Raw genomic sequence first — 22,001 nt, forward strand, 5'->3', positions numbered from 1 at the left:
GCACAGTTTGCCGATAGAAAAAGAGAATGGCTGTCAGGGCCTCTCGCGAGCAAGCTCGCTCCTACACTCAATATGCAAACCTATTCATGAGGCATTAACGGTGACACCACTTCTGATCACCCTGCTCATCGTGGCGGGCATCGCGTTGCTGATCGTGATCGGCTACCTCAACAATGTGGTCGAGAATGGCAAGCTTGAGCGCGCCCGGACGAAGATCGAGCTCGCCGACCGCCTGCGTCGCTGTGGCGAAATCACCGAGACGTTCCCCGGCCAGTTCATGACCCCGGCTCTCAAATTGCTGCTGACCCGCCTGGAGCTGAACCTCAACCAGCGCCTGCTGGCGGTGGACAAGCACAATGCCGAATTCAAGGCGCGCATCGCCGAACTGGAAGGGCTGATTGCCCTGGGCGACAAGCTCCCGGTCTGCAACCCTCCTAACCCGATCCACACCGAGATCAAGGCCAAGGACGTACGCTTCTTGCTGGAGGCGCTGCACAATCAGGTGACCCGCGCAGCCCAGGAAGGCTTCTTGCCAACGACCGAGGCCAAGCACTGGGTCAAGGAGATCCGCCATATTCTGGTGTTGTTGCATATCGAGTTCTTCAACAACCTGGGCCAGCAGGCTTTGCAGAAAGGCCAGCCCGGCCAGGCGCGCCTGGCCTTCGAGCGCGGCGTGCAGTATTTGCGCAAGCAGCCGGAGCCGAAGGTGTATGAAGAGCAGCTGACGTATCTTGAGAAACTGTTGGCCCGGGCCAATGCCCAGGTAATGGACCGCATGGCACCGGCGGAGGACGAGCACAACGAATTGACTGATGGGCTCAAGACCGATGAGGAAGAGACCTGGAAGAAGAAGGTGATCTACGACTGATTGGTTAACCTGTACCGACCTCTTCGCGGGTAAACCCGCTCCTACAAGCGAAGAGGCCGGCACAGGCAACATCGATCAGCAGTCAGTCAACGCCAGAAAGATCGCCGCCAACCGCTCCAGCCCCACCTGGTCCGCCTCGCTGAACCGCCCGACCGTCGGGCTGTCCAGGTCCAGCACGCCAATCAACCTGCCGTCCTTCACCAACGGGATCACCAGCTCGCTGTTGGAGGCACTGTCACAGGCAATGTGGCCCGGGAATGCATGTACATCCTCGACCCGCTGGGTTTGCCGCGTTGCCGCCGCGGCCCCGCACACACCTTTACTGAACGGAATGCGCACACACGCCACCTGGCCCTGGAACGGGCCCAGCACCAGCTCTTCGTTGCGGTTGAGGTAGAACCCCGCCCAGTTCAGGTCGTCCACCTGGTTATACAGAAACGCCGAAAACTGCGCGGCGTTGGCGATGAAGTCACGCTCGTCGGCGAACAGCGCCTGCACTTGCGCCGCCAGCAGGTTGTAGCCGTCGAGGCCGGCGCCACTGGCATTGAGGTCGATCATTTATTTTTGCTCCAGCAATTGCAGCCCGACCCAGTAGCGGGCGAACTGATAGGCACAACGGCCATTACGGTTGCCGCGGCCGGTGGCCCAGCGCACGGCGAGGATGTCGAGTTCTTCGGTGCGCTGCCACACAAGGCCCGCAGGTTGTGCCAACTGGCCAATCCAGTGCTCCACAACATTCAGGAAATGGTCCTGGGTGAACGGGTAGAACGACAGCCACAGGCCAAAACGGTCAGACAGGGCAATCTTGTCCTCCACTGCTTCACTGGGGTGCAGTTCGCCGTCGACACGCTTCCAGTTCTCGTTGTCGCTTTCCTTCTCGGGCACCAGGTGGCGGCGGTTGGAGGTGGCGTACAGCAGCACATTGTCCGGGGCTTGCTCCAGCGAGCCGTCGAGCACGCTCTTGAGCACCCGGTAGTCGCCCTCCCCGGCTTCGAACGACAGGTCGTCGCAGAACAGGATGAAGCGTTGCGGCAGCTTCTGCAGTTGCTCGACCACCCGTGGCAGGTCGGCCAGGTGGTCACGTTCGATTTCGATCAGGCGCAGGCCGGCGCTGGCGTGCTCAGCCAGCAAGGCACGTACCAGCGACGACTTGCCGGTACCGCGCGAGCCCCACAGCAGCGCGTGGTTGGCCGGCAGGCCGTTGATGAACTGGTGGGTGTTGCGGCCCAGCTGGTCGCGCTGTTTGTCGACGCCGATCAGGTCGGTCAGGCGAATGTCCAGGCTGACGTCCAGCGGCAGCAGGTAGCCGCTGCGGCCATCACGCTGCCAGCGCGCGGCCAGTGTGGTGCCCCAGTCGATGTGCGGGCGTTGTGCCGGCAACAGGGGTTCAAGGCGCGCCAGTACCGATTCGGCGCGGTCCAGAAAAGCGATCAAGCGAGCGTCCATGACGACTCCTAACAATCTCAGTTTTGTGGGGGCCGCTGCGCGCCCCTTCGCGGGCTTGCCCGCTCCCACAGGGCTTGCCTTCAGCCTGGGGCTAAGCTGTACCTGTGGGAGCGGACAAGCCCGCGAAGGGGCGCCAAGCGGCCCCCGCCTGGCGATCAACTGAAATGAACAGACAGACCCACCAGCAGCCGGGGCTATTCGGCTATGCTTGCGCAGCGCAAGGAACGGGAAACCGGCTCGGGACTCATGGATATCAAGTTCACCAATCGCCTGTCATACAAGCAAGCCCGGTTGACAGTCCTGGTCGGCTTCATCCTGGGAACATTGCTCAGTCTCATCCAGATCGGCATCGATTATGCCAGCGAAGACGCGTCCATCAACCGTGAAGTGAACGCGCTGCTGCAAATCAGCCACAACCCGGCCTCGCGCATCGCTTACAACATCGACTCGGAACTGGCGCTGGAGCTGACACGCGGCCTGCTGCAGTCGCCGGCCGTCATCCGCGCACGGCTGATCGACAACAACGAAACGGTACTGGCCGATGTCGAGCGGCCCAAGCTGCAAGACCGCTACCGGCCACTCAGCGACTTCCTGTTCGGCGAGCAGCGGCAGTTCAAGGAGCGCCTGTACCTGACCCACATGCCAGAGCAATACCTGGGCACCCTGTATCTGGACATCGACACCTTCGCCTTCGGCAGCCGCTTTCTCGACCGTGCCGGCATTACCCTGCTCAATGGTTTCGCCCGCAGCCTGGTGCTCACCGGCATCTTGCTGGCGCTGTTCTACATGATGCTGACCAAGCCGCTGGTGACGGTGATCGGCGCACTCAGCGGCCGCGACCCGCGCAACCCCCGGCAAACGCGCCTGGAATGCCCCCACGGACACGAGCATGATGAAATCGGCGTGCTGGTGAAGGTCGCCAACCAGCAGTTCGTCAGCATGGCCACCGAGATTGAACAGCGGCGCACCGCGGAAAACCGTCTGACCCAGTACCTGAACGAGCTGGAAGACATTGTGTCGGCACGCACCAACGAGCTCAAGGCCAGCAACAGCAGCCTGAGCCTGTCCAACCAGGAGCTGGAACAAGCCCGCAGCCGAGCGCTGGACATGGCCCAGGCACGCGCCGCCTTCCTGGCCAACATGAGCCACGAAATCCGCACCCCGCTCAACGGCATGCTCGGCATGATCGCCCTGGCACTGGACAACCCGCTGCCCAGCGAGCAACGCCAGCAACTGGCTATCGCCCATGACTCGGGCAAGGTGCTGGTAGAGCTGCTGAACGATATTCTCGACTTGTCCAAGTTCGATGCCGGCCAACTGGAACTGGAACGCATTGCGTTCGACATGGGCTCAATGGTGGAAGACACCGCCAACCTGCTGTCGCAGAACACCGCGCAAAGCGTGGAGCTGACCTGCCTGATCGCCAGCGACTTCCCCAGCAGCGTGCTTGGCGACCCCACGCGTGTGCGGCAGATCGTCAGCAACCTGCTGTCCAACGCGCTGAAGTTCACCCGCTTCGGCCGCGTCGATGTGCGCTTGGCGGCCATTGTCGGCGGTGTGCGTCTGGAGGTACGGGATACCGGCATCGGCATCCCCGAAGACGCCCAGGCGCGCATCTTCCAGCCTTTCACCCAGGCCGGTGCCGGCATCACCCGCCAGTACGGCGGCACCGGCCTGGGCCTGGCGCTGACGCGCAACCTGTGCAAGGCCATGCAGGGTCACCTGCACATTCGCTCCGAGCCGGGCTTTGGCAGTTGTTTTACCGCCGAATTGCCGCTGACCGTGCACACCGAAGCCATCCCGCCAGCGCCCTTGCATGGCCGCGTGGCAGCATTGAGTGCAGCCGGCAGCGGGCTCAGTGAACTGTTGCAGCACTTGCTGCCCGCCTGGGGCCTGACCTACCAGCGCCATGACAGATGCGCCACGCTGGATGCCGAAGCGATCGACCTGTTGATCACCGACGACGTCGAGCACCTGTTCGAGCTGCGCCCGGCATTGAAAACCCCGATTCTGCTGGTGACTGCCTACGGCAACTTCCTGCCCAACGAGCAGTCCTTGGCTTTGGCCCCGCTGCACCAGCTAGCCCGGCCATTGGCACGCAACGCCTTGTACCAGACCCTGCGCCGCACCTTGCAAGGCCATGAGCCCGAACACCCGCTGGCCATCCCGGCCATTACCCAGGAGCAAGGCCGTGCGAGGATTCTGCTGGTAGAGGACAACCCGGTGAACCAGCTGGTGGCCAAGGGCATGCTGGCCAAGCTCGGCTGCCAGGTGCAACTGGCCACCCAGGGCGCGGAGGCCCTTGAGCTGCTGGCGCGCGAGGAATTCGACCTGGTGCTGATGGACTGCAACATGCCGGTGATGGACGGCTACGAGGCCAGCCGGCGTATCCGCCAAAGCGGCCGCTGGCCCGAGTTGCCCATCGTCGCCCTCACCGCCAACGCCATGCCCGAAGAACGCGAACGCTGCCGGGCGGCGGGCATGAACGACTACCTGGCCAAGCCATTCCGCCGCGAAGAGCTACTGGCCTTGGTCGACCATTGGGTGCCCTTCAGCGGCTGAGCAAACGCTCGATGTCTCCCTCCAGGGCCTGTGGCTTGGTGGTGGGGGCATAGCGCTTGACCTGGCCACTGGCCGGGTCGACCAGAAACTTGGTGAAGTTCCACTTGATCTTCTGGCTACCCAGAATGCCCGGGCCGCGCCGCTTGAGCTCAACGAACAGAGGGTGAGCGCCCGGGCCGTTGACCTCGACCTTGCGAAACAGCGGGAAAGTCACGCCGAAATTACGCTCGCAGAACTGCGCAATTTCCCGCGCATCGCCAGGTTCCTGCTTGCCGAACTGGTTGCACGGAAAGCCCAGTACCACCAGGCCACGGTCACGGTAGGCCTGCCACAGTTGTTCCAGGCCCTTGTACTGCGGGGTAAAACCGCACTGGCTGGCGGTATTGACCACCAACAGTACCTTGCCCGGGAAGTCGCCGAGCTTCTTGTGCTCGCCGCCCAGGGTCACGCAGGGGATGTCCAGTATCGATGCAGCCATTGTCGGGCTCCGGTCAGTCGCGCGGGCGCAGGTCGATGCACACCGAGTTGATGCAGTAGCGCAGGCCGGTCGGTGGCGGGCCGTCAGGGAACACATGCCCCAGGTGCGCGTCGCAACGGGCGCAGGTGACCTCGGTGCGGATCATGCCGTGGGACGTGTCGCGGATCTCGATCATCGCGCTGTCCTCGATCGGGGCGTAGAAGCTTGGCCAACCGCAGCCAGAGTCGAACTTGGTCTGCGCATCGAACAGCGCCAGGCCGCAGCAGATGCAGTGATAGATACCGTCGCGGCGCTCGCTGTTGTACTTGCCGCTAAATGGCCGTTCGGTGCCCTTGAGGCGGCATACCTGGTACTGCTCGGGGTCGAGCATCGACCGCCATTCGTCCAGGGTTTTTTCGATCTTTTTCATGTAGAAACCTCGGCAGGCTGAATTTCACCCCACACCGTCTTTTCCGGGGCGCGGGTGGCACGTATATTAGTTGGCTTCGTGTGCCAGGCGTTCAGTCTGGCACCCGCTTCCTGCCCTTTCAAACCTTTCGGCGGGGCGTAGCGCGTTTTCTCAATCGGGATCCCATCATGCAGTTCAGCAAATCGAACAAGCTCGCCAATGTCTGCTACGACATTCGCGGCCCAGTGCTCAAGCACGCCAAACGCCTGGAGGAGGAAGGCCACCGCATCCTCAAGCTGAACATCGGCAACCCGGCGCCGTTTGGCTTCGAGGCGCCTGATGAAATCCTTCAGGATGTGATCCGCAACCTGCCCACCGCACAGGGCTACAGCGACTCCAAAGGCCTGTTCAGCGCGCGCAAGGCGGTGATGCAGTACTGCCAGCAGAAAGAAATCGAAGGCGTCACCATCGAGGACATCTACCTGGGTAATGGTGTGTCCGAGCTGATCGTCATGTCGATGCAGGCGCTGCTCAACAACGGCGACGAAGTTCTGATCCCGGCCCCCGACTACCCGCTGTGGACAGCCGCCGTGAGCCTGGCCGGCGGCAAGCCGGTGCACTACCTGTGCGACGAGCAGGCCGACTGGTTCCCCGACCTTGAGGACATCAAGGCCAAGATCACCCCGAACACCAAGGCGCTGGTGATCATCAACCCGAACAACCCGACCGGCGCCGTCTATTCCAAAGAGCTGCTGCTGGGCATGCTGGAGCTGGCCCGCCAGCACAACCTGGTGGTGTTCTCCGACGAGATCTACGACAAGATCCTGTACGATGAAGCTGTGCACATCAGCACCGCCTCGCTGGCCCCGGACCTGCTGTGCCTGACCTTCAACGGCTTGTCCAAGTCGTACCGGGTGGCGGGCTTCCGCTCTGGCTGGCTGATCATCTCCGGGCCCAAGCACCACGCACACAGCTACATCGAAGGCATCGACATGCTGGCCAACATGCGCCTGTGCGCCAACGTGCCGGCCCAGCATGCCATCCAGACCGCGCTGGGCGGATACCAGAGCATCAACGACCTGGTGCTGCCACCGGGGCGCCTGCTGGAGCAGCGCAACCGCACCTACGAACTGCTCAACGATATCCCCGGGGTCAGCTGCGTGAAGCCGATGGGGGCGCTGTATGCGTTCCCGCGGATCGACCCGAAGGTTTGCCCGATTCTCAACGACGAGAAGTTCGCCCTTGACCTGCTGCTGTCGGAGAAACTGCTGATCGTACAGGGGACGGCGTTCAACTGGCCGTGGCCGGACCACTTCCGCGTGGTGACCTTGCCGCGGGTGGATGACCTGGAAGCGGCAATTGGCCGGATCGGCAATTTCCTGAAGGGGTATTCGCAGTAGGGTTCGATGGGGCGCCGGGAGGGGGCGCCGGGAGGGGGCGACGAGGGGTTCGACGAAAGATTGATGGTGGGGCGTAGATCGAGCGCCGCCCGCGCGGCGCATCGCGAGCAAGCTCGCTCCTACATTTGTTTCGGGCCAGTTACGCCTGTGACAGGCGCGCGCGACCGCCTGGCCCGTACCACACGATATCGCGTCATGCACCAAGGCGTTCGCGCGCAAATCCCACAGGCATAATTGGCCCGAAACAAATGTAGGAGCGAGCTTGCTCGCGATGCGCCGCGCGGGCGGCGCTCGATCTCACAGGCGCCACCCCACTTGCGGCAAACACCCAGCGCCCTTGACGCAGCCCCCAAGCCGAAGGTTTCTTACATCCTGCAACGCTCTATCCCACAGCCCCCACGCCATCCTCTGCCATACTCCGCCGTACACAGTTTGAAATAGTCCCCCGATTGAATCGGCGCGGCAGGCCCCTTATATACCCCGCAGTAAGCGACAACTCATCCGTCAGGAGAACGTAACAACCATGATGCGCATTCTGTTGTTTGTAGCCACCAACCTCGCGGTGGTGCTGGTTGCAAGCATTACCCTGAGCCTGTTCGGTTTCAACGGGTTCATGGCCGCCAACGGGGTCGACCTGAACCTCAGCAGCCTGCTGGTGTTCTGCGCCGTGTTCGGCTTTGCCGGCTCCCTCGTCTCGCTGTTCATCTCCAAGTGGATGGCGAAGATGACCACCGGCACCCAGATCATCAGCCAGCCGCGCACCCGCCACGAGCAGTGGCTGCTGCAAACGGTCGAAGAGCTGTCCCGCGAAGCGGGCATCAAAATGCCTGAAGTGGGTATCTTCCCGGCTTACGAGGCCAACGCCTTCGCCACCGGCTGGAACCGCAACGACGCGCTGGTCGCGGTGTCCCAGGGCCTGCTGGAGCGCTTCTCGCCCGATGAAGTGCGTGCGGTACTGGCCCACGAAATCGGCCACGTTGCCAACGGCGACATGGTCACCCTGGCGCTGGTGCAGGGCGTGGTGAACACCTTCGTGATGTTCTTTGCCCGCATCATCGGCAACTTTGTCGACAAGGTGATCTTCAAGAACGAAGAGGGCCAAGGCATTGCCTACTATGTAGCAACCATCGTTGCCGAGCTGATCCTTGGCATCCTGGCCAGCATGATCGTGATGTGGTTCTCGCGCCGCCGCGAATTCCGCGCAGACGAAGCCGGTGCGCAACTGGCCGGTACTGCGGCAATGATCGGCGCCCTGCAGCGCCTGCGCGTGGAACAAGGCCTGCCAGTGCACATGCCTGACACCATGAAGGCTTTCGGCATCAATGGCGGCCTCAAGCACGGCCTGGCAGGGTTGCTGATGAGCCACCCGCCGCTGGAAGAACGCATTGAGGCCCTGCGCCGCCGCGGCTGATCCACCTGAGAAAACAAAGGGCGACTTCGGTCGCCCTTTTTTATTCCCGGCCTTACGCAGCTTCTGTGGGAGCGGGCGCGCCCGCGAACACCGGCAAAGCCGGTGCCATCTAACGCGCCGCCCGCTCCCACATGGGCCGGGGCAGCCTGCCCTACCTGCTTACCGGCTGAGCCGGTACACCCGCTCCAACAAACTCGACGCCCCGGCCTGCACAAACTTCGGGCTCTCCTCAATCACCTCCACAGCCTCCAGTTGCTCCACCTGCCACCCCGCAAACCCCTGCCTCAGCTCTTCATCCCTGACCGAAAACGGCGGCCCGGCCAACAATGACTGGTCATACTCCAGCGTCACCACCAACCCCCGGCAGCTTGTCGGCAGCAACCCCGACAACAGCTGCATATACCGCGCACGCATCTGCACCGGCAGCGCAATCACCGCCGCCCGGTCATACAGCCCCACGCAGTCAGCCACATCCTCTGCCCGCAAGGCAAAAAAGTCGCCACACCACAGCTGCACATCTCCACTGCGCCAAACCTCGAATGCGCCCTGCTGCCGCACCTCGGCCTCAAGCCCGTGCTCACGGAAAAAATCCTCCACCGCCCGCCGCGACAGCTCCACACCCAATACGCGATGGCCCTGCCCTGCCAGCCAGGCCAGGTCAAGGCTCTTGCCACACAACGGCACCAGCACCCTGCTGCCGGGCGCCAACTGCAACTGCGGCCAATACGTCTGCAGATAGGGGTTCACCTGCGCCTGGTGAAAGCCGATCTGGTTATCGGCCCACCGCTGCTGCCAGAACGCTGGTTCCATGATTACTCCCGATTTTTAGATGATTTGTCGGTAAAACTTGGTTTGGATTTCGATCTGTAGTTAATCGAAGATGGTTGCATCTTAACCTTCAGGACCCCGCCATGCTGCCCAGCCTGTTCATTTCCCATGGTTCCCCCATGCTTGCCCTGCAACCCGGCGCCAGCGGGCCGGCACTGTCCGGGTTGGCCAACGCCCTGCCCCGGCCGAAAGCGATCGTGGTGGTGTCGGCGCACTGGGAAAGCCGCGAGCTGCTGGTCACCGCCAGCGCACAGCCCGAAACCTGGCATGACTTCTACGGCTTCCCACCGGCCCTGTATGCGGTGCAGTACCCGGCGCCGGGCGAGCCCGGGCTTGCTGGCCAGGTCAGTGAGCGGTTGAAGGCTGCGGGGCTACCCGCGCGGCTGGACATGCAGCGCCCATTCGACCATGGCGCCTGGGTGCCACTGTCGCTGATGTACCCGGATGCGAGCATTCCCGTGGTGCAGGTTTCACTGCCCAGCCACATGGGGCCGGCGCTGCAGCTAAAAGTGGGCCAGGCACTGGCGGTGTTGCGTACCGAGGATGTACTGCTGATAGGGTCGGGCAGCATTACCCACAACCTGGGTGAGCTGGACTGGCATGCAGGGCCGGATGTGATTGAGCCATGGGCCCTGGCGTTCAGGGATTGGGTGGTAGACCGGCTGCAGGAGGATGACCAGGCGGCGTTGCTGGATTACCGGCAGCAGGCGCCGTTTGCGGTGCGCAACCATCCCAGTGATGAGCATTTGCTACCGCTGTTCTTTGCCCTCGGAGCCGGGAGCAAGTTCGGCGTGGTGCATCAGGGGTTTACCCTGGGCGCGCTGGGGATGGACATCTATCGGTTCGACTGAAGGGCCTCTTCGCGGGCAAGCCCGCTCCTACAGGTACTGAAATCTGTGGGGTACCTGTAGGAGCGGGCTTGCCCGCGAAAGGGCCGGTAAAGGCAAAAAAAATCCCCGACCTAAGCCGGGGATTTTTTCGTTACGCCAGGATCAATCCTCGCGGTAGCGACGCAGCTTCAGCTGCTTGCCAGCCACGCGGGTGTCCTTGAGCTTGGACAGCAGCTTCTCGAGGCCGTCTTCCGGCAGCTCGACCAGGCTGAAGCTGTCGCGCACCTGGATGCGGCCGATAGCGTCACGCGCCAGGCCACCTTCGTTGAGGATCGCCCCCAGCAGGTTCTTGGCAGCGATGCCATCACGGGCACCCAGGGCGGTACGGCAACGCACGCGGCCTTCGGCCAACGGCAGCGGCGCACGGCGCTCACGATCACCACGGTCAGGGCGCTCGCCACGCTCACCGCGCTCGGTACGCTCACCACGCGGGGCGAAGCTCGGCACCAGCGGCTGCTCGCGCTCTACCGCCGCCAGGTCCAGCGCCTGGCCATTGGTGGCCTTGCGCAGCAGGGCCGAAGCCAAGGCACGCGCGCTGCAACCCAGGTCGGTGGTCAGGCGGTCGAACAGTTCGCCGTGGGTGGCTTCTGCTTCGGCTACCAGCGGCGCCAGGCTCGAGGTCAGCTTCTTGATGCGGGCATCCAGCACGGCCTGGGCATTCGGCAGGCGCGCTTCGGCAACCTTCTGCCCGGTAACACGCTCGATCACCTGCAGCATGCGGCGCTCACGCGGGGTAACCAGCAACAGTGCACGGCCATCGCGACCGGCACGGCCAGTACGGCCGATTCGGTGTACGTAGGACTCCGGGTCGTACGGCATGTCAACGTTGAATACGTGAGTGATGCGCGGTACGTCCAGGCCACGGGCAGCGACGTCGGTGGCGACGACGATGTCCAGGCGGCCATCCTTGAGCGAGTCGATCACGCGCTCACGCTGGTTCTGGGCGATGTCGCCGTTCAGCGCAGCAGCCTTGTAGCCCTTGGCTTCCAGCGCGGCGGCCAGGTCCAGGGTGGCTTGCTTGGTACGCACGAAGGCGATCAGCGCGTCGAACTCTTCCACTTCCAGCAGACGCAGCACAGCCGGGATCTTCTGGTCCGCGTGGACCATCAGGTGGGCCTGCTCGATCGCGGTAACGGTCTGGGTCTTGGTCTGGATCTTGACGTGCTTGGGTTCGCGCAGGTGGCGCTCGGCGATCGAACGGATCGACGACGGCAGGGTTGCGGAGAACAGTACGGTCTGACGGGTAGCCGGGATTGCGTCGAAGATCACTTCGAGGTCGTCCATGAAGCCCAGCTTCAGCATCTCGTCGGCTTCGTCCAGTACCAGGTACTGTACGGTCGACAAGACTTTTTCGTCACGACGCAGGTGGTCGCACAGACGGCCCGGGGTGGCCACGACGATTTGCGCGCCGTTGCGGATCGCACGCAGCTGTGGGCCCATCGGGGCACCACCGTAGACGGCGACAACGTTCACGCCCGGCATCTGCTTGGCGTAGGTTTCGAAAGCGGTAGCAACTTGCAGCGCCAACTCACGGGTTGGCGCCAGGATCAGGGCTTGCGGTTCGCGCTTGCTCACATCGATCTTGTTCAGGATCGGCAGGGCGAAGGCAGCGGTTTTGCCGGTGCCAGTCTGCGCCTGGCCGATCATGTCGTGACCGGCGAGGATGATCGGGATCGATTGTTGCTGAATGGCGGACGGCTCTTCGTAGCCGGTAGCCACAACGGCAGCAACAATGTTCGGATTAAGATCGAGAGCGGCGAAGCCGCCGGTTTCCTGGGTCATGGGTCTGCCTCTAGGTGCATCCGCAAAGACCCATGCTCCAAAGCTGCACATGCCTTGAAAGACCGTAAGGTCACCCAGGCAGCTTTGGCGGCGGGGATTTGCGAAAACGATTGAAAAAGAAAACTTGGGAAGGTCCGCCTAGCGGACGCGCAGCCGAAGCTGGACTCGGAGGATTTGCACCACCTGATTTTGAGGTCCGCTAAAAGACCGGCGCGTACTATACCTGAAATAGTCGCGTACGTGAGGAAAATTTTCATGGGGGCAGGGCCAGTATCGGGCCATCGCGCACGACAGGCTGAATCGATAATCCCCTGAAGCCTTACTTGCTCGGTGTCGGCGCGCGTCAGCCATTCAGGTAGCCGGCCGAATCTCGCGGATCAGCCCATCGAGGCTGTACCCCAAACGCGGCGCCAGCGCCTCGGCCCGGGCTCTCAAACCGTCCAGGTCCAGCGACTGCTCAAGGTCTGCCGGCACCAGCAGAATCACATTGCCCTCCTTCACAGGCAGCTCCCAGTAATGCCGATGGTACAACCCGCGCAACAACGCCGCGCCCAGCGGCCTGCCATCATCGGTGGCCCACTGGTTGATCACCAACCAGCCGCCTGGGTTCAGGTGTTGCTGGCAGTTCTCCAGAAAGTTCCACGCCAGGTGCCCGACCCCAGGGCCATGATCGGTGTACAAGTCAACGAACAGCAGGTCGGCCTTCTCTGCCGTGGGCAATAGCTCCAGGGCATCGCCGATGCGCACATACAGCCGCGGGTCGTCGTCCAGGCCCAGGTAATCCATGGCCAGGCGCGGCACATCCGGGCGCAGCTCGATGGCCTCGATGTCTTCCAGCGGCAGGAACTTCATGCAGGCCTGGGTCAGCGTGCCGGCGCCCAGGCCCAGAAACAGTGCACTCTCAGGCAGTTCGTGGCACAGCGCCCCCACCAGCATGGCGCGGGTGTAGTCGTACTCCAGCCAGCTGGGGTCGGCGGTGAACACGCAGCTTTGCTCGATCGCATCGCCGAATTCCAGAAAGCGGTAGTCGTCTACTTCGTACACGCTGATGACGCCAAACGCATCTTCCACCCGTGCCAGCAGCCGCTCTTGCCGTTCCGCCGTCATGTCCACCACCCGCCTGCGCAAAAACGCGCATTGTCCGCCAACACCCTTGATGCAACAAGCGCAGCGCCAACTGTTACCATGGCCCATAGCCTACAACCGACAAGACCGAGCCCAAGATGAACCAACCGTGGAGCCCCGACAGCTGGCGCGCCCTGCCGATCCAGCAGCAACCGACCTACCCCGATGCCGCGCACCTGCTGAAGGTTGAACAGACCCTGGCCAGCTACCCGCCGCTGGTGTTCGCGGGTGAGGCGCGCGAGCTGCGCCGGCAGTTTGCCGAAGTCACTGAAGGCCGTGCCTTCCTGCTTCAGGGCGGCGATTGCGCCGAGAGCTTCGCCGAGTTCTCGGCTGCAAAAATCCGCGACACCTTCAAGGTGTTGCTGCAAATGGCGATTGTCATGACCTTTGCCGCCGGCTGCCCGGTGGTGAAAGTGGGGCGTATGGCCGGGCAGTTCGCCAAACCGCGCTCATCTGGCGATGAAACCATCGGCGACGTCACCCTCCCCGCCTACCGCGGCGACATCGTCAACGGCATCAGTTTCGACGCCAAAAGCCGTATTCCGGACCCGGAGCGCCTGCTGCAGGCCTACCACCAGGCCACCGCCAGCCTCAACCTGCTGCGCGCGTTCGCCCAGGGCGGGTTTGCCGACCTGCACCAGGTGCACAAGTGGAACCTGGACTTCATCGCCAACTCGGCGCTGGCCGACAAGTACCACCAGTTGGCCAATCGCATCGATGAAACCCTGGCGTTCATGCGTGCCTGTGGCCTGGACAGTGCGCCGCAACTGCGCGAAACCAGCTTCTTCACGGCCCACGAGGCGCTGCTGTTGAACTATGAAGAAGCCTTCGTGCGCCAGGACAGCCTGACCGGCGACTACTACGACTGCTCGGCGCACATGCTGTGGATCGGCGACCGCACCCGCCAGCTCGATGGCGCCCATGTCGAGTTCCTGCGTGGCGTGCACAACCCCATCGGGGTCAAGGTTGGCCCGAGCATGAACCCCGAAGAGCTGATCCGCCTGATCGACACGCTCAATCCGTCCAACGACCCGGGGCGTCTGAACCTGATCGTGCGCATGGGCGCGAGCAAGGTTGGCGACCACTTGCCGGGGCTGATCCGCACTGTCGAGCGCGAGGGGCGCAAGGTGTTGTGGAGCTCCGACCCGATGCACGGCAACACCATCAAGGCCAGCAGCGGTTACAAGACCCGCGATTTTGCGCAGATTCTGGATGAGGTTAAGCAGTTCTTCCAGGTACATCAGGCCGAGGGCAGCCATGCTGGCGGTATCCATATCGAGATGACCGGGCAGAACGTCACCGAATGCATTGGCGGTGCCCGGCCGATCACCGAGGATGCGTTGTCGGACCGGTATCACACCCATTGTGATCCGCGGATGAATGCCGATCAGTCGCTGGAGTTGGCGTTCCTGATTGCCGAAACCCTCAAGCAGGTGCGGCGGTGAGGCTGGGGCGCATGCCTTGAGTTTTGTAGCGCCTGGGAGATCGAGCGCCGCCCGCGCGGCGCATCGCGAGCAAAGCTCGCTCCTACATTTGTTTCGGGCCAGTTACGCCTGTGACAGGCGCGCGCGACCGCCTTGTTAGTTCGACGTGATGTCGCGCCATGCGCCAAGGCGTTCGCGCACAAATGCCACAGGAAAAATTGGCCCGAAACAAATGTAGGAGCGAGCTTTGCTCGCGATGCGCCGCGCGGGCGGCGCTCGATCTCCCGGACGCTGAAAAGCTGAAGCCAGGCGCTTGGACCCAACTCACTTCCTCAGTGGATCATCCCAGAAATGCCGCTCGGCCTCTTGATGGATATCCGCCCGACTCAACCCCAGATCGTGCAAGGTTGCATCACTGAGACTGGCCAACTCCTGACGCTGACGGTACAGCTCCAGCCAACGCGCCGGGCGCTGCAGAGCCGCGTGCCACAGGTAGCTCAGGGAAAAGGCTGGTTGCTGGATGCTGCTGACATGACCTTTCATCGTGAAGCCCTCCGTGTTGATGGCCTCAGTCTCACGCCAGGCATAAGATCAATCCAACGAATGTTTCTGATGCGATGCATCTCGGAGATTGATGCAATGTCCCAGTACCAAAGCCTCGACGCGGACGTCCTGCGCACCTTCGTAGCCATTGCCGAGCAAGGCGGCTTTACCCGCGCAGGCGAAGTGGTCAACCGCACCCAGTCAGCAGTCAGTATGCAGATGAAACGCCTGGAAGAAGACGTTCTGCAGCGCCAGCTCTTCGAACGTGATGGCCGTCAGGTGCGGCTGACCGCCGAAGGTCAGGTCCTGCTGGGGTATGCCCGACGCATTCTCAAGTTGCATGGCGAAGTGTTCAACACCCTGCGCATGCCGCACATGGTTGGCCTGGTGCGCATCGGCACACCGGACGACTACGCCATGCGCTTCCTGCCGACCATCCTGTCGAGCTTTGCCCAGGCCTACCCGCTGGTGCAGGTGGAAGTGCATTGCGATTCGTCCAAGCACTTGATGCTGCGCCAGGATCTGGACCTGACCATCGTCACCCGCGAGCCCGGCAACGAGATTGGCCAGTTGCTGCGCCAGGAACGCCTGGTGTGGGCCGCGGCAGAAGGCTTTTGCCCGCACGAACAGCGGCCGATGCCGGTGGCGCTGTTCAACACCGACTGCTTCTGTCGCGCCTGGACCTGCAATGCGCTGGAGGCACAGGGCATCGATTACCGTATTGCCTACACCAGCCCGAGCCTGGCAGCGATCTTTGCCATCGTCACCGCCGGGCTGGCAGTGACCGCGCAGCTGCAGAGCCTGATCGGGGGCAACATCCGCATACTGGGTGAAAGCGAAGGGCTACCGCAGTTGCCGATGGCCAATGTGATGCTGGTGCGCAGTACGCAATCCCCCTCGCCAATCACCGACTGCATGGCCGACTACATCGTTGAGGGTTTCAAGTGATCGGGGGCCGAAAAACGGCCCCACAATCTCAAAGCTCAAACCCCAGCATCACCGCACAGACCACCAGGAACACACAGAACATCGCCCGCAGTACCTTCTCCGGCAACGCGTGGGCCAGCTTCACGCCCCAGCTGATGCTGAGCAAGCCACCCACCGCCAAGGGAATCCCAACCCCCCAGTCAACGCTATGGTGCACGCCATAGGTCACCAGCGTGACCAAGGTACTCGGCGCCGCCAGCGCCAGTGACAACCCCTGCGCCACCACCTGAGTAGCGCCAAACACACTGGTCAGGATCGGCGTGGCCACCACGGCCCCACCCACGCCGAACAAGCCGCCCATGGTGCCGGCAAAGCTGCCCAGCACACCCAGCCACGGCCAGGCATGACGCAGCTCGGCACTCGGCGACGACACCTTCATGAACATCCGCACCACGTTCCACACTGCCAAGGCTACCAAAAAGCCGACAAAACCCAGGCGCATGGAGTGCGCATCAAGCCCCACCGCCCAGATCGACCCCAGCCAGGCGAACAAGAAGCTGCATACCGACAGCGGCAACGCATGGCGCAACGCAATACGGTTGCGCTGGTGATAACGCCACAACGCCAGCAGCACGTTCGGCACCACCATCACCAACGCGGTCCCCTGCGCCAACTGCTGGTCCAGGCCAAACAGCACACCCAACGCCGGAATCGCGATCAGCCCGCCACCAATGCCAAACAAGCCCCCCATGGTGCCCAGGGCAGCGCCCAACACGATATACAACAACCACTCGATCATCAGGGCCTCGTCCGCCTGTACCAATAAAGCGAGCATGCTAACGAGTGTGCGCTGGCGGGGAAACGCACAGCAGCGCACAATGGCTGTGCGTTTTTCGCAAAAGCAAGGCAGCCATGAGCCCCGATACCCTGACCGACCAATTGAGCCTGTTCCTTGATGTGCTGGAAACCGGCAGCTTTTCTGCCGCCGCCCGTCGCCACCCGCTGACCCCGTCTGCGGTAGCACGGCGCATCGACAACCTGGAAAGCGCCGTCGGCAGCCGCCTGTTCACCCGCAGCACCCACGCGGTGCGGGCCACGCCTGCAGGCAACGCCTTTGCCGAGCGGGCCAGGCGCATCATCGAGGAGTTGCGCCTGGCCCGGGCCGAAGCGGTGTCACTGAGCAATGCCCCGGAAGGCCTGATCCGCATCGACGCACCTGCCGCGTTTGGCCGCCGCCACCTGGCCCCGGCCATTGCCGACTTCCTGGTGGCCTACCCGGGCCTGGACGTGCAACTGCGGTTGATCGACAGCTTCGTCGACCTGCATGGCAGCCACCTGGGCGAGGTCGACCTGGTGTTGCGCGCCGGCCCTTTGGCCGACACCCGTCTGGTCGCCACGCCGCTCGCCTACATGGTGCGCATCGCCTGCGCCAGCCCCGCCTACCTGGCCAGCCGCGGCATCCCCACCTGCCCCAGCGAACTGCCCGGGCATGACGGGCTGGACTGGGATGGCCTGGCGCCGCCGTTCGCCTGGCGCTTCAGTGTGGCCGGGCAAACCCGCCTGTACCGCCCCGCGCGCATGCGCATGGCCGCCAACAATGCCGAAACCCTGCTGTTCGGCGCCCTCGCCGGCCTGGGGATAGCCCACCTGCCCACCTGGCTGAGCAGTGAATACCTGCTACGCGGCGAGCTTATCCCGTTGTTCTGCGACGGCGGTTTGCCTGAAGCCGAGACCAGTGGCATTTACGCGTTACGCCTGGCACATGAAACGAACTCTCGCAGCCGTTTGCTGCTCGAATTCCTCAAGAGCCGATTCAGCCCGATACCACCCTGGGACCTGGCCTTGCGCAGTGAACTGCGCGATTAACTCGCGCACTGATGATCAGCGTGCCAGAATTTTCCATTGATCACTTTCAAGGACCTGCATGAACGCCGACACCCAAGCCTCCTGTGACGAGCTGCTGCTGGACAACCAGGTCTGTTTTGCCCTGCACTCCACCTCGTTGCTGATGACCAAGGTCTACAAGCCGCTGCTGCAGGCGCTGGGCCTGACCTACCCGCAATACCTTGCCATGCTGGTGCTCTGGGAGCGTGACGGACTGACCGTGGGCGAAATCAGCCAGCACCTGCTGACCGACCCAGGCTCGCTGACCCCGCTGCTCAAACGCCTGGAAAGCGAAGGCCTGTTGCAGCGCAACCGCAGCCGCGAAGATGAACGGGTAGTGATGGTGCAACTGACCGACAAGGGCCGCGCCCTGCAACAGCAGGCCAAAGAGGTGCCGCCGTGCATTCTCAAGGCCAGCGGGCGCAGCCTGGAGCAGCTGCAGCAACTGCAAGCCGACCTGCTGAACCTGCGCGAAAACCTGCAGAAAAACCTCTGAGCGCTATGCTGTGAAATGGCCGTTCCGATGAACGGCGATGATTTATCTTGCGCGCTAACTAATTGCGCGCTAATTTAAATCCCACACCAACCCCCGCCCTCCTGCAAACGGGAGTGCACAGCACATTAGCGAGGCTCAAGATGCAAAAGGTCACTCCGCTGTACATCGCAGAAGCTACCTCCACCGGTGGGCGCGACGGCAAATCCCGCTCCAGCGACGGCAAGCTCGTCGTCAGCCTGAGCACCCCCAAGGAACTGGGCGGCGCGGGCGGTGACGGCACCAACCCCGAGCAGATGTTCGCCGCCGGTTACTCGGCCTGCTTCATCGGCGCCTTGAAATTCGTGGCCGGGCAAGAGAAGAAAGCCCTGCCGGCAGATACCTCGATCACCGCCAAGGTGGGCATCGGCCAGATCCCGGGCGGTTTCGGCCTGGACATCGACCTGCACATCAACCTGCCGGGCCTGGCCCAGGCCGATGCCGAAGGGCTGGTGGAAAAGGCGCATCAGGTGTGCCCGTACTCCAATGCCACCCGCGGTAATGTGGATGTGCGCCTGCACGTAACCGTCTAAGGCGCAAAGGCTTGCGCAATGCCCTGTAGGAGCGGGTTTACCCGTGAAGAAAACACCGCGGTGGATGGCACAGGCTTCGCCCGTGTTCGCGGGCAAGCCCGCTCCCACACGGATCTGCGCCAGCTTTTAGAAATTGAGCACGACAGTTGCCCCCACAAAAGCACGAGCACACAGGCATAAAAAAACCCGGCTTGCGCCGGGTTTTTTGCGTCTCGCAAGAAGCATTACTTCTTGGAACGGCCTTTGAAGCTGTTGTCGCGAGTGTCGATGTCGATCCACTCGTCGATCTGGATGAAGTCGGCAACCGAGATCTCGGTACCGTTCGCCAGCTTGGCAGGCTTCATGACTTTGCCGGAGGTGTCACCGCGAGCAGCGTTCTCGGTGTAGACAACTTTACGGCTGATGGTGGTCGGCAGTTCAACCGACACCAGACGGCCTTCGAAGAACACGGCTTCGCAGACGTCTTCCATGCCTTCTTCGATGTACGGCAGAACGGCTTCGATGTCTTCGGCGTTCAGCTCGTACATGGTGTAGTCGGTGGTGTCCATGAAGGTGTACTCGTCACCATTGATGAACGACAGGGTCGCTTCTTTGCGATCCAGGATCACGTCGTCCAGCTTGTCGTCCGCACCGTATACGGTTTCGGTCTTGTAGCCGGTCAGCAGGTTCTTCAGCTTGGTCTTCATGATCGCGCTGTTACGGCCCGACTTGGTGAACTCAGCTTTTTGAACCAGCCACGGGTCGTTGTCGATCCGCAGTACGGTACCGGGTTTCAGTTCTTTACCAGTTTTCATTACGAAGTATCCGAATCTGGATGGATTTATAAAAATCGAGGCCGCGTATCATAGCGAATTTCGGTAAAAGTGTACTAGCGCTTCGGCAAGGTCCGGCTGAGCGGCCTGTCGCGCCCCCCAACGGCGGGCATGCTGCTGCAGTTCCGGCCAATGCTGGCGGGCCGCCCGCCAGGCCTGGCCCATGTCGAAATCCATGTTCCAGGCACGCCACAGGCCCAGCAGGGCTGCATCGGCTTCGTCTGACAGGCCGCAGCGATAATGCGCGAGGAACGCTTCGAGTTTTTCCCAATGGGCATTCTCGTCCTGCACATAGATGTGCCACAGCATCGGCTGCCCCGCCCACTGCGCACGCACGAACGAGTCTTCGCCACGCACGGCATTGAAATCGCAGCTCCATAACAGCCGGTCGAAGTCGTCCTGGCTGACGAATGGCAGCACCTGAACGGTCAGCGCCCCACGCGTGCGCACATCACCCACGTGCAGCGGCCCCTCGCCCAGCCACTGGCTGAGCCCCGCGACGATGCGCCCCTGCGGGACCAACAGGTGGCAGGCCTGGTCAGCCGTGGCCAAGGCATCAAGCCAGTTGCCCAGCTGTGGGTTTTCATAGGCGAACAGCGAGATCAGCAGCGCACCCGGCACAGGGTCTACACCAAGCCCCAGCAAGAAGGCACGGCGCGCATCCGCCGACTGCTGGAACGCATCACGCCGGGCCAGCAGCGAACCCTCGCGCAGCAAACCGCCCGTTTTGTCGGTAAAGCCCGGGAAGAAAAAAACCTTGCGCAAACCGTTGGGCTGCGGCGAAGGCAACCCATGGCAACCCTCTACCCAGTCCTCGGCACTCAGGTACTCGAGGTTGAGCCAGAGCGGCGGCTGCGGACGGGCACGCATGGCCTCGACATACGCCGCCGGCAACTGGCAGGCGAACGCGCCGATCACCACATCGGCGGGGGCCACCGGCAACCACGCTGCCGGCCAGTGACGCACATCCACACCGTGCTGCCACTGTTGCGCCGCCGTGGCATCGGCGCCAGGGCACATAGGCGTGAAAGCGTTGAGGTCATCCACCCACAGGCGCACCGCCAGGCCGTGCTCGGCCACCAACTGCCGGGCCAGGCGCCAGGTCACGCCGATATCGCCGTAGTTGTCGACGACGCTGCAGAAGATGTCCCAGGTGGCTTTCATGCGCCCCTCCCGTGCTGGTGCAAAAACCGCGAATTCTGCGCATAAATTGGCGCTGACAAAAGCACCTGCGCAGAAAAATGCCCAAGCGCATGCGACAATGCCCCCCTACCACGCTGCCAGGAGGCTGACATGCCGCGCCACCGTGAACTGAAGATCACCCTCAAGCCGTTGCCGTTGATCATGTGCGTAGCCTTGGGCCTATGGCTGGGCGCCATGGCCATTGCCGTGAGCCTGTGGCTGGCCCAGCAGTTGTGGCCACAGCAGGTGCAACCTCTGGCCCAGGTTGTGGCCCCCCACGCCTACCGACCCGCTGCAACACCCGCGCCGACCACTGCCCAGGATGGCCAGGCCGAGATGTTCGAACGCTACAAGGACATCCTGCACAAACAGGAGCTGCAACAGGCCGCCGATGCCGCACAGGGCAATCCGCGCAACCTCAACAGCCCCAAGTGCCAGTTCTGGCTACAGCAAAACCGTACCGCGCCCACCGAAAAAAGCCAGGCCAACGTGCTGGAGTTCTGTTACTGACCATGGACAAGCCCCACCTGCTGGCGCTGATTGTCGCCACCCTCGAGCATGACCTGGACGTGCTGACCCGCGCGGCGCAAACCGCCTACGAGGCCGCCACCGCCGAAGAGAACATTGCCGAGAACAAGTATGACACGCTGGGCCTGGAGGCCTCGTACCTGGCCACCGGCCAGGCCCGCCGCAGTGCCGAGATCCGCCAGGCGCTGGTGATCTACCAGCAGTTGCTGCTGCGTGACTACGACACGGCGCGCGGTGTGCAGGTAAGCAACCTGGTGACCCTGGAAGATGAAGAGGGCGGGCACCGTCGGCTGTTTCTGGGGCCTGAGGCAGCGGGGCTGAAGATTGGCGAGGGGGACGGGCTGGTGACGGTGATTACTCCGCGTTCGCCGCTGGGGCAGCTGTTGCTGGGCAAGCGGGTGGATGACGAGGTGAGCCTGGGGGCGCAGGTATCGTTCATTGTCGATGTTGTCTGAACC

General features: G+C 62.8%; 23 protein-coding genes. 12 read left to right on the plus strand and 11 right to left on the minus strand.

Annotated features, from left to right (window positions below; translation table 11 throughout):
* The first annotated feature begins 100 nt into the window (after positions 1 to 100).
* Positions 101 to 868: a hypothetical protein gene (locus AC3B5Q_RS18775; protein ID WP_021784794.1), complete on the plus strand. Its 768-nt coding sequence runs from the start codon at positions 101 to 103 to the stop codon at positions 866 to 868.
* Between the two features lie 75 nt (positions 869 to 943).
* On the opposite strand, the gene msrC is transcribed toward AC3B5Q_RS18775, so the two are convergent.
* Together msrC and AC3B5Q_RS18785 are read right to left on the minus strand one after the other, a co-directional pair.
* The gene (gene msrC / locus AC3B5Q_RS18780) at positions 944 to 1,426 is read right to left on the minus strand and encodes a free L-methionine (R)-S-oxide reductase MsrC (protein WP_003247105.1); all 483 of its coding nucleotides are present in this window, start codon (positions 1,424 to 1,426) and stop codon (positions 944 to 946) included.
* Positions 1,427 to 2,314 (minus strand): ATP-binding protein, encoded by an 888-nt coding sequence (locus AC3B5Q_RS18785; protein WP_020191217.1) that lies wholly within the window; start codon positions 2,312 to 2,314, stop codon positions 1,427 to 1,429.
* A gap of 204 nt (positions 2,315 to 2,518) precedes the next feature.
* Between AC3B5Q_RS18785 and AC3B5Q_RS18790 the strand changes: the two genes are divergently transcribed.
* Entirely contained in the window at positions 2,519 to 4,876 is a 2,358-nt protein-coding gene (locus AC3B5Q_RS18790) for a hybrid sensor histidine kinase/response regulator (protein WP_028696976.1), read from the plus strand.
* On the opposite strand, the gene AC3B5Q_RS18795 is transcribed toward AC3B5Q_RS18790, so the two are convergent.
* Together AC3B5Q_RS18795 and msrB are read right to left on the minus strand one after the other, a co-directional pair.
* Positions 4,866 to 5,354, minus strand: coding sequence for a glutathione peroxidase (locus tag AC3B5Q_RS18795; RefSeq protein WP_021784792.1), 489 nt, complete (start codon positions 5,352 to 5,354; stop codon positions 4,866 to 4,868). The two genes, AC3B5Q_RS18790 and AC3B5Q_RS18795, sit on opposite strands and share 11 nt — an antisense overlap.
* A gap of 13 nt (positions 5,355 to 5,367) precedes the next feature.
* A complete protein-coding gene (msrB, locus tag AC3B5Q_RS18800; protein ID WP_016715103.1) occupies positions 5,368 to 5,763 on the minus strand; it encodes a peptide-methionine (R)-S-oxide reductase MsrB in 396 nt (131 codons plus the stop codon).
* A gap of 167 nt (positions 5,764 to 5,930) precedes the next feature.
* On the opposite strand from msrB, the gene AC3B5Q_RS18805 reads away from it, so the two are divergent.
* The gene (locus tag AC3B5Q_RS18805) at positions 5,931 to 7,142 is read left to right on the plus strand and encodes a pyridoxal phosphate-dependent aminotransferase (protein WP_003247100.1); all 1,212 of its coding nucleotides are present in this window, start codon (positions 5,931 to 5,933) and stop codon (positions 7,140 to 7,142) included.
* Between the two features lie 523 nt (positions 7,143 to 7,665).
* Positions 7,666 to 8,553, plus strand: a complete 888-nt coding sequence (htpX, locus tag AC3B5Q_RS18810; protein WP_004575939.1) for a protease HtpX — start codon at positions 7,666 to 7,668, stop codon at positions 8,551 to 8,553.
* A gap of 159 nt (positions 8,554 to 8,712) precedes the next feature.
* Here the strand turns inward: htpX and AC3B5Q_RS18815 are convergent, their stop codons facing one another.
* Positions 8,713 to 9,363 (minus strand): thiopurine S-methyltransferase, encoded by a 651-nt coding sequence (locus tag AC3B5Q_RS18815; RefSeq protein WP_004575938.1) that lies wholly within the window; start codon positions 9,361 to 9,363, stop codon positions 8,713 to 8,715.
* Positions 9,364 to 9,464: 101 nt separating this feature from the next.
* Here AC3B5Q_RS18815 and AC3B5Q_RS18820 point away from each other — a divergent pair, with 101 nt between their 5' ends.
* On the plus strand, positions 9,465 to 10,232 hold the full coding sequence (locus AC3B5Q_RS18820) for a DODA-type extradiol aromatic ring-opening family dioxygenase (RefSeq protein ID WP_392473235.1): 768 nt from the start codon (positions 9,465 to 9,467) through the stop codon (positions 10,230 to 10,232).
* 141 nt (positions 10,233 to 10,373) lie between these two features.
* Here AC3B5Q_RS18820 and AC3B5Q_RS18825 read toward each other — a convergent pair whose 3' ends face one another.
* Positions 10,374 to 12,053 (minus strand): DEAD/DEAH box helicase, encoded by a 1,680-nt coding sequence (locus AC3B5Q_RS18825; protein WP_003247096.1) that lies wholly within the window; start codon positions 12,051 to 12,053, stop codon positions 10,374 to 10,376.
* A gap of 351 nt (positions 12,054 to 12,404) precedes the next feature.
* Positions 12,405 to 13,160 carry a spermidine synthase gene (locus AC3B5Q_RS18830; protein WP_021783115.1) on the minus strand — a complete coding sequence of 252 codons (756 nt, stop codon included), beginning with the start codon at positions 13,158 to 13,160 and terminating at the stop codon, positions 12,405 to 12,407.
* Positions 13,161 to 13,276: 116 nt separating this feature from the next.
* On the opposite strand from AC3B5Q_RS18830, the gene AC3B5Q_RS18835 reads away from it, so the two are divergent.
* The gene (locus tag AC3B5Q_RS18835) at positions 13,277 to 14,623 is read left to right on the plus strand and encodes a class II 3-deoxy-7-phosphoheptulonate synthase (protein ID WP_021783114.1); all 1,347 of its coding nucleotides are present in this window, start codon (positions 13,277 to 13,279) and stop codon (positions 14,621 to 14,623) included.
* Positions 14,624 to 14,926: 303 nt separating this feature from the next.
* Here AC3B5Q_RS18835 and AC3B5Q_RS18840 read toward each other — a convergent pair whose 3' ends face one another.
* The gene (locus AC3B5Q_RS18840) at positions 14,927 to 15,145 is read right to left on the minus strand and encodes a DUF1127 domain-containing protein (protein WP_021783113.1); all 219 of its coding nucleotides are present in this window, start codon (positions 15,143 to 15,145) and stop codon (positions 14,927 to 14,929) included.
* 96 nt (positions 15,146 to 15,241) lie between these two features.
* Here AC3B5Q_RS18840 and AC3B5Q_RS18845 point away from each other — a divergent pair, with 96 nt between their 5' ends.
* Positions 15,242 to 16,093 carry a LysR substrate-binding domain-containing protein gene (locus AC3B5Q_RS18845; RefSeq protein ID WP_031322250.1) on the plus strand — a complete coding sequence of 284 codons (852 nt, stop codon included), beginning with the start codon at positions 15,242 to 15,244 and terminating at the stop codon, positions 16,091 to 16,093.
* 28 nt (positions 16,094 to 16,121) lie between these two features.
* Here AC3B5Q_RS18845 and AC3B5Q_RS18850 read toward each other — a convergent pair whose 3' ends face one another.
* Positions 16,122 to 16,871, minus strand: coding sequence for a sulfite exporter TauE/SafE family protein (locus AC3B5Q_RS18850; protein WP_033730015.1), 750 nt, complete (start codon positions 16,869 to 16,871; stop codon positions 16,122 to 16,124).
* 113 nt (positions 16,872 to 16,984) lie between these two features.
* Here AC3B5Q_RS18850 and AC3B5Q_RS18855 point away from each other — a divergent pair, with 113 nt between their 5' ends.
* The 3 genes from AC3B5Q_RS18855 (at position 16,985) to AC3B5Q_RS18865 (ending at position 19,021) form a co-directional block, all read left to right on the plus strand.
* Complete coding sequence (locus AC3B5Q_RS18855) at positions 16,985 to 17,938, plus strand: LysR family transcriptional regulator (RefSeq protein WP_021783110.1); 954 nt, start codon at positions 16,985 to 16,987, stop codon at positions 17,936 to 17,938.
* A 58-nt stretch (positions 17,939 to 17,996) separates the two neighbouring features.
* Positions 17,997 to 18,452: a MarR family winged helix-turn-helix transcriptional regulator gene (locus AC3B5Q_RS18860; RefSeq protein ID WP_010952890.1), complete on the plus strand. Its 456-nt coding sequence runs from the start codon at positions 17,997 to 17,999 to the stop codon at positions 18,450 to 18,452.
* Positions 18,453 to 18,592: 140 nt separating this feature from the next.
* The gene (locus AC3B5Q_RS18865) at positions 18,593 to 19,021 is read left to right on the plus strand and encodes an organic hydroperoxide resistance protein (protein WP_021783109.1); all 429 of its coding nucleotides are present in this window, start codon (positions 18,593 to 18,595) and stop codon (positions 19,019 to 19,021) included.
* Between the two features lie 224 nt (positions 19,022 to 19,245).
* Here the strand turns inward: AC3B5Q_RS18865 and efp are convergent, their stop codons facing one another.
* Positions 19,246 to 19,815 (minus strand): elongation factor P, encoded by a 570-nt coding sequence (gene efp, locus AC3B5Q_RS18870; protein WP_003252871.1) that lies wholly within the window; start codon positions 19,813 to 19,815, stop codon positions 19,246 to 19,248.
* 48 nt (positions 19,816 to 19,863) lie between these two features.
* Complete coding sequence (gene earP / locus AC3B5Q_RS18875) at positions 19,864 to 20,997, minus strand: elongation factor P maturation arginine rhamnosyltransferase EarP (RefSeq protein ID WP_021783108.1); 1,134 nt, start codon at positions 20,995 to 20,997, stop codon at positions 19,864 to 19,866.
* A 129-nt stretch (positions 20,998 to 21,126) separates the two neighbouring features.
* Between earP and AC3B5Q_RS18880 the strand changes: the two genes are divergently transcribed.
* Together AC3B5Q_RS18880 and AC3B5Q_RS18885 are read left to right on the plus strand one after the other, a co-directional pair.
* On the plus strand, positions 21,127 to 21,525 hold the full coding sequence (locus tag AC3B5Q_RS18880) for a hypothetical protein (protein WP_021783107.1): 399 nt from the start codon (positions 21,127 to 21,129) through the stop codon (positions 21,523 to 21,525).
* A 2-nt stretch (positions 21,526 to 21,527) separates the two neighbouring features.
* Positions 21,528 to 21,998, plus strand: coding sequence for a GreA/GreB family elongation factor (locus AC3B5Q_RS18885; protein ID WP_021783106.1), 471 nt, complete (start codon positions 21,528 to 21,530; stop codon positions 21,996 to 21,998).
* Positions 21,999 to 22,001: the final 3 nt, after the last annotated feature.

The organism is Pseudomonas sp. D5(2026) (genome assembly GCF_057766845.1).

Excerpts from the sequence above, each read along its gene's own strand:
- msrC (WP_003247105.1), bottom strand. The coding sequence starts at position 1,426 with ATGATCGACCTCAATGCCAGTGGCGCCGGCCTCGACGGCTACAACCTG.
- AC3B5Q_RS18785 (WP_020191217.1), bottom strand. The coding sequence starts at position 2,314 with ATGGACGCTCGCTTGATCGCTTTTCTGGACCGCGCCGAATCGGTACTG.
- AC3B5Q_RS18790 (WP_028696976.1), top strand. The coding sequence starts at position 2,519 with ATGCTTGCGCAGCGCAAGGAACGGGAAACCGGCTCGGGACTCATGGAT.
- AC3B5Q_RS18795 (WP_021784792.1), bottom strand. The coding sequence starts at position 5,354 with ATGGCTGCATCGATACTGGACATCCCCTGCGTGACCCTGGGCGGCGAG.
- msrB (WP_016715103.1), bottom strand. The coding sequence starts at position 5,763 with ATGAAAAAGATCGAAAAAACCCTGGACGAATGGCGGTCGATGCTCGAC.
- AC3B5Q_RS18805 (WP_003247100.1), top strand. The coding sequence starts at position 5,931 with ATGCAGTTCAGCAAATCGAACAAGCTCGCCAATGTCTGCTACGACATT.
- htpX (WP_004575939.1), top strand. The coding sequence starts at position 7,666 with ATGATGCGCATTCTGTTGTTTGTAGCCACCAACCTCGCGGTGGTGCTG.
- AC3B5Q_RS18815 (WP_004575938.1), bottom strand. The coding sequence starts at position 9,363 with ATGGAACCAGCGTTCTGGCAGCAGCGGTGGGCCGATAACCAGATCGGC.
- AC3B5Q_RS18820 (WP_392473235.1), top strand. The coding sequence starts at position 9,465 with ATGCTGCCCAGCCTGTTCATTTCCCATGGTTCCCCCATGCTTGCCCTG.
- AC3B5Q_RS18825 (WP_003247096.1), bottom strand. The coding sequence starts at position 12,053 with ATGACCCAGGAAACCGGCGGCTTCGCCGCTCTCGATCTTAATCCGAAC.
- AC3B5Q_RS18830 (WP_021783115.1), bottom strand. The coding sequence starts at position 13,160 with ATGACGGCGGAACGGCAAGAGCGGCTGCTGGCACGGGTGGAAGATGCG.
- AC3B5Q_RS18835 (WP_021783114.1), top strand. The coding sequence starts at position 13,277 with ATGAACCAACCGTGGAGCCCCGACAGCTGGCGCGCCCTGCCGATCCAG.
- AC3B5Q_RS18840 (WP_021783113.1), bottom strand. The coding sequence starts at position 15,145 with ATGAAAGGTCATGTCAGCAGCATCCAGCAACCAGCCTTTTCCCTGAGC.
- AC3B5Q_RS18845 (WP_031322250.1), top strand. The coding sequence starts at position 15,242 with ATGTCCCAGTACCAAAGCCTCGACGCGGACGTCCTGCGCACCTTCGTA.
- AC3B5Q_RS18850 (WP_033730015.1), bottom strand. The coding sequence starts at position 16,871 with ATGATCGAGTGGTTGTTGTATATCGTGTTGGGCGCTGCCCTGGGCACC.
- AC3B5Q_RS18855 (WP_021783110.1), top strand. The coding sequence starts at position 16,985 with ATGAGCCCCGATACCCTGACCGACCAATTGAGCCTGTTCCTTGATGTG.
- AC3B5Q_RS18860 (WP_010952890.1), top strand. The coding sequence starts at position 17,997 with ATGAACGCCGACACCCAAGCCTCCTGTGACGAGCTGCTGCTGGACAAC.
- AC3B5Q_RS18865 (WP_021783109.1), top strand. The coding sequence starts at position 18,593 with ATGCAAAAGGTCACTCCGCTGTACATCGCAGAAGCTACCTCCACCGGT.
- efp (WP_003252871.1), bottom strand. The coding sequence starts at position 19,815 with ATGAAAACTGGTAAAGAACTGAAACCCGGTACCGTACTGCGGATCGAC.
- earP (WP_021783108.1), bottom strand. The coding sequence starts at position 20,997 with ATGAAAGCCACCTGGGACATCTTCTGCAGCGTCGTCGACAACTACGGC.
- AC3B5Q_RS18880 (WP_021783107.1), top strand. The coding sequence starts at position 21,127 with ATGCCGCGCCACCGTGAACTGAAGATCACCCTCAAGCCGTTGCCGTTG.
- AC3B5Q_RS18885 (WP_021783106.1), top strand. The coding sequence starts at position 21,528 with ATGGACAAGCCCCACCTGCTGGCGCTGATTGTCGCCACCCTCGAGCAT.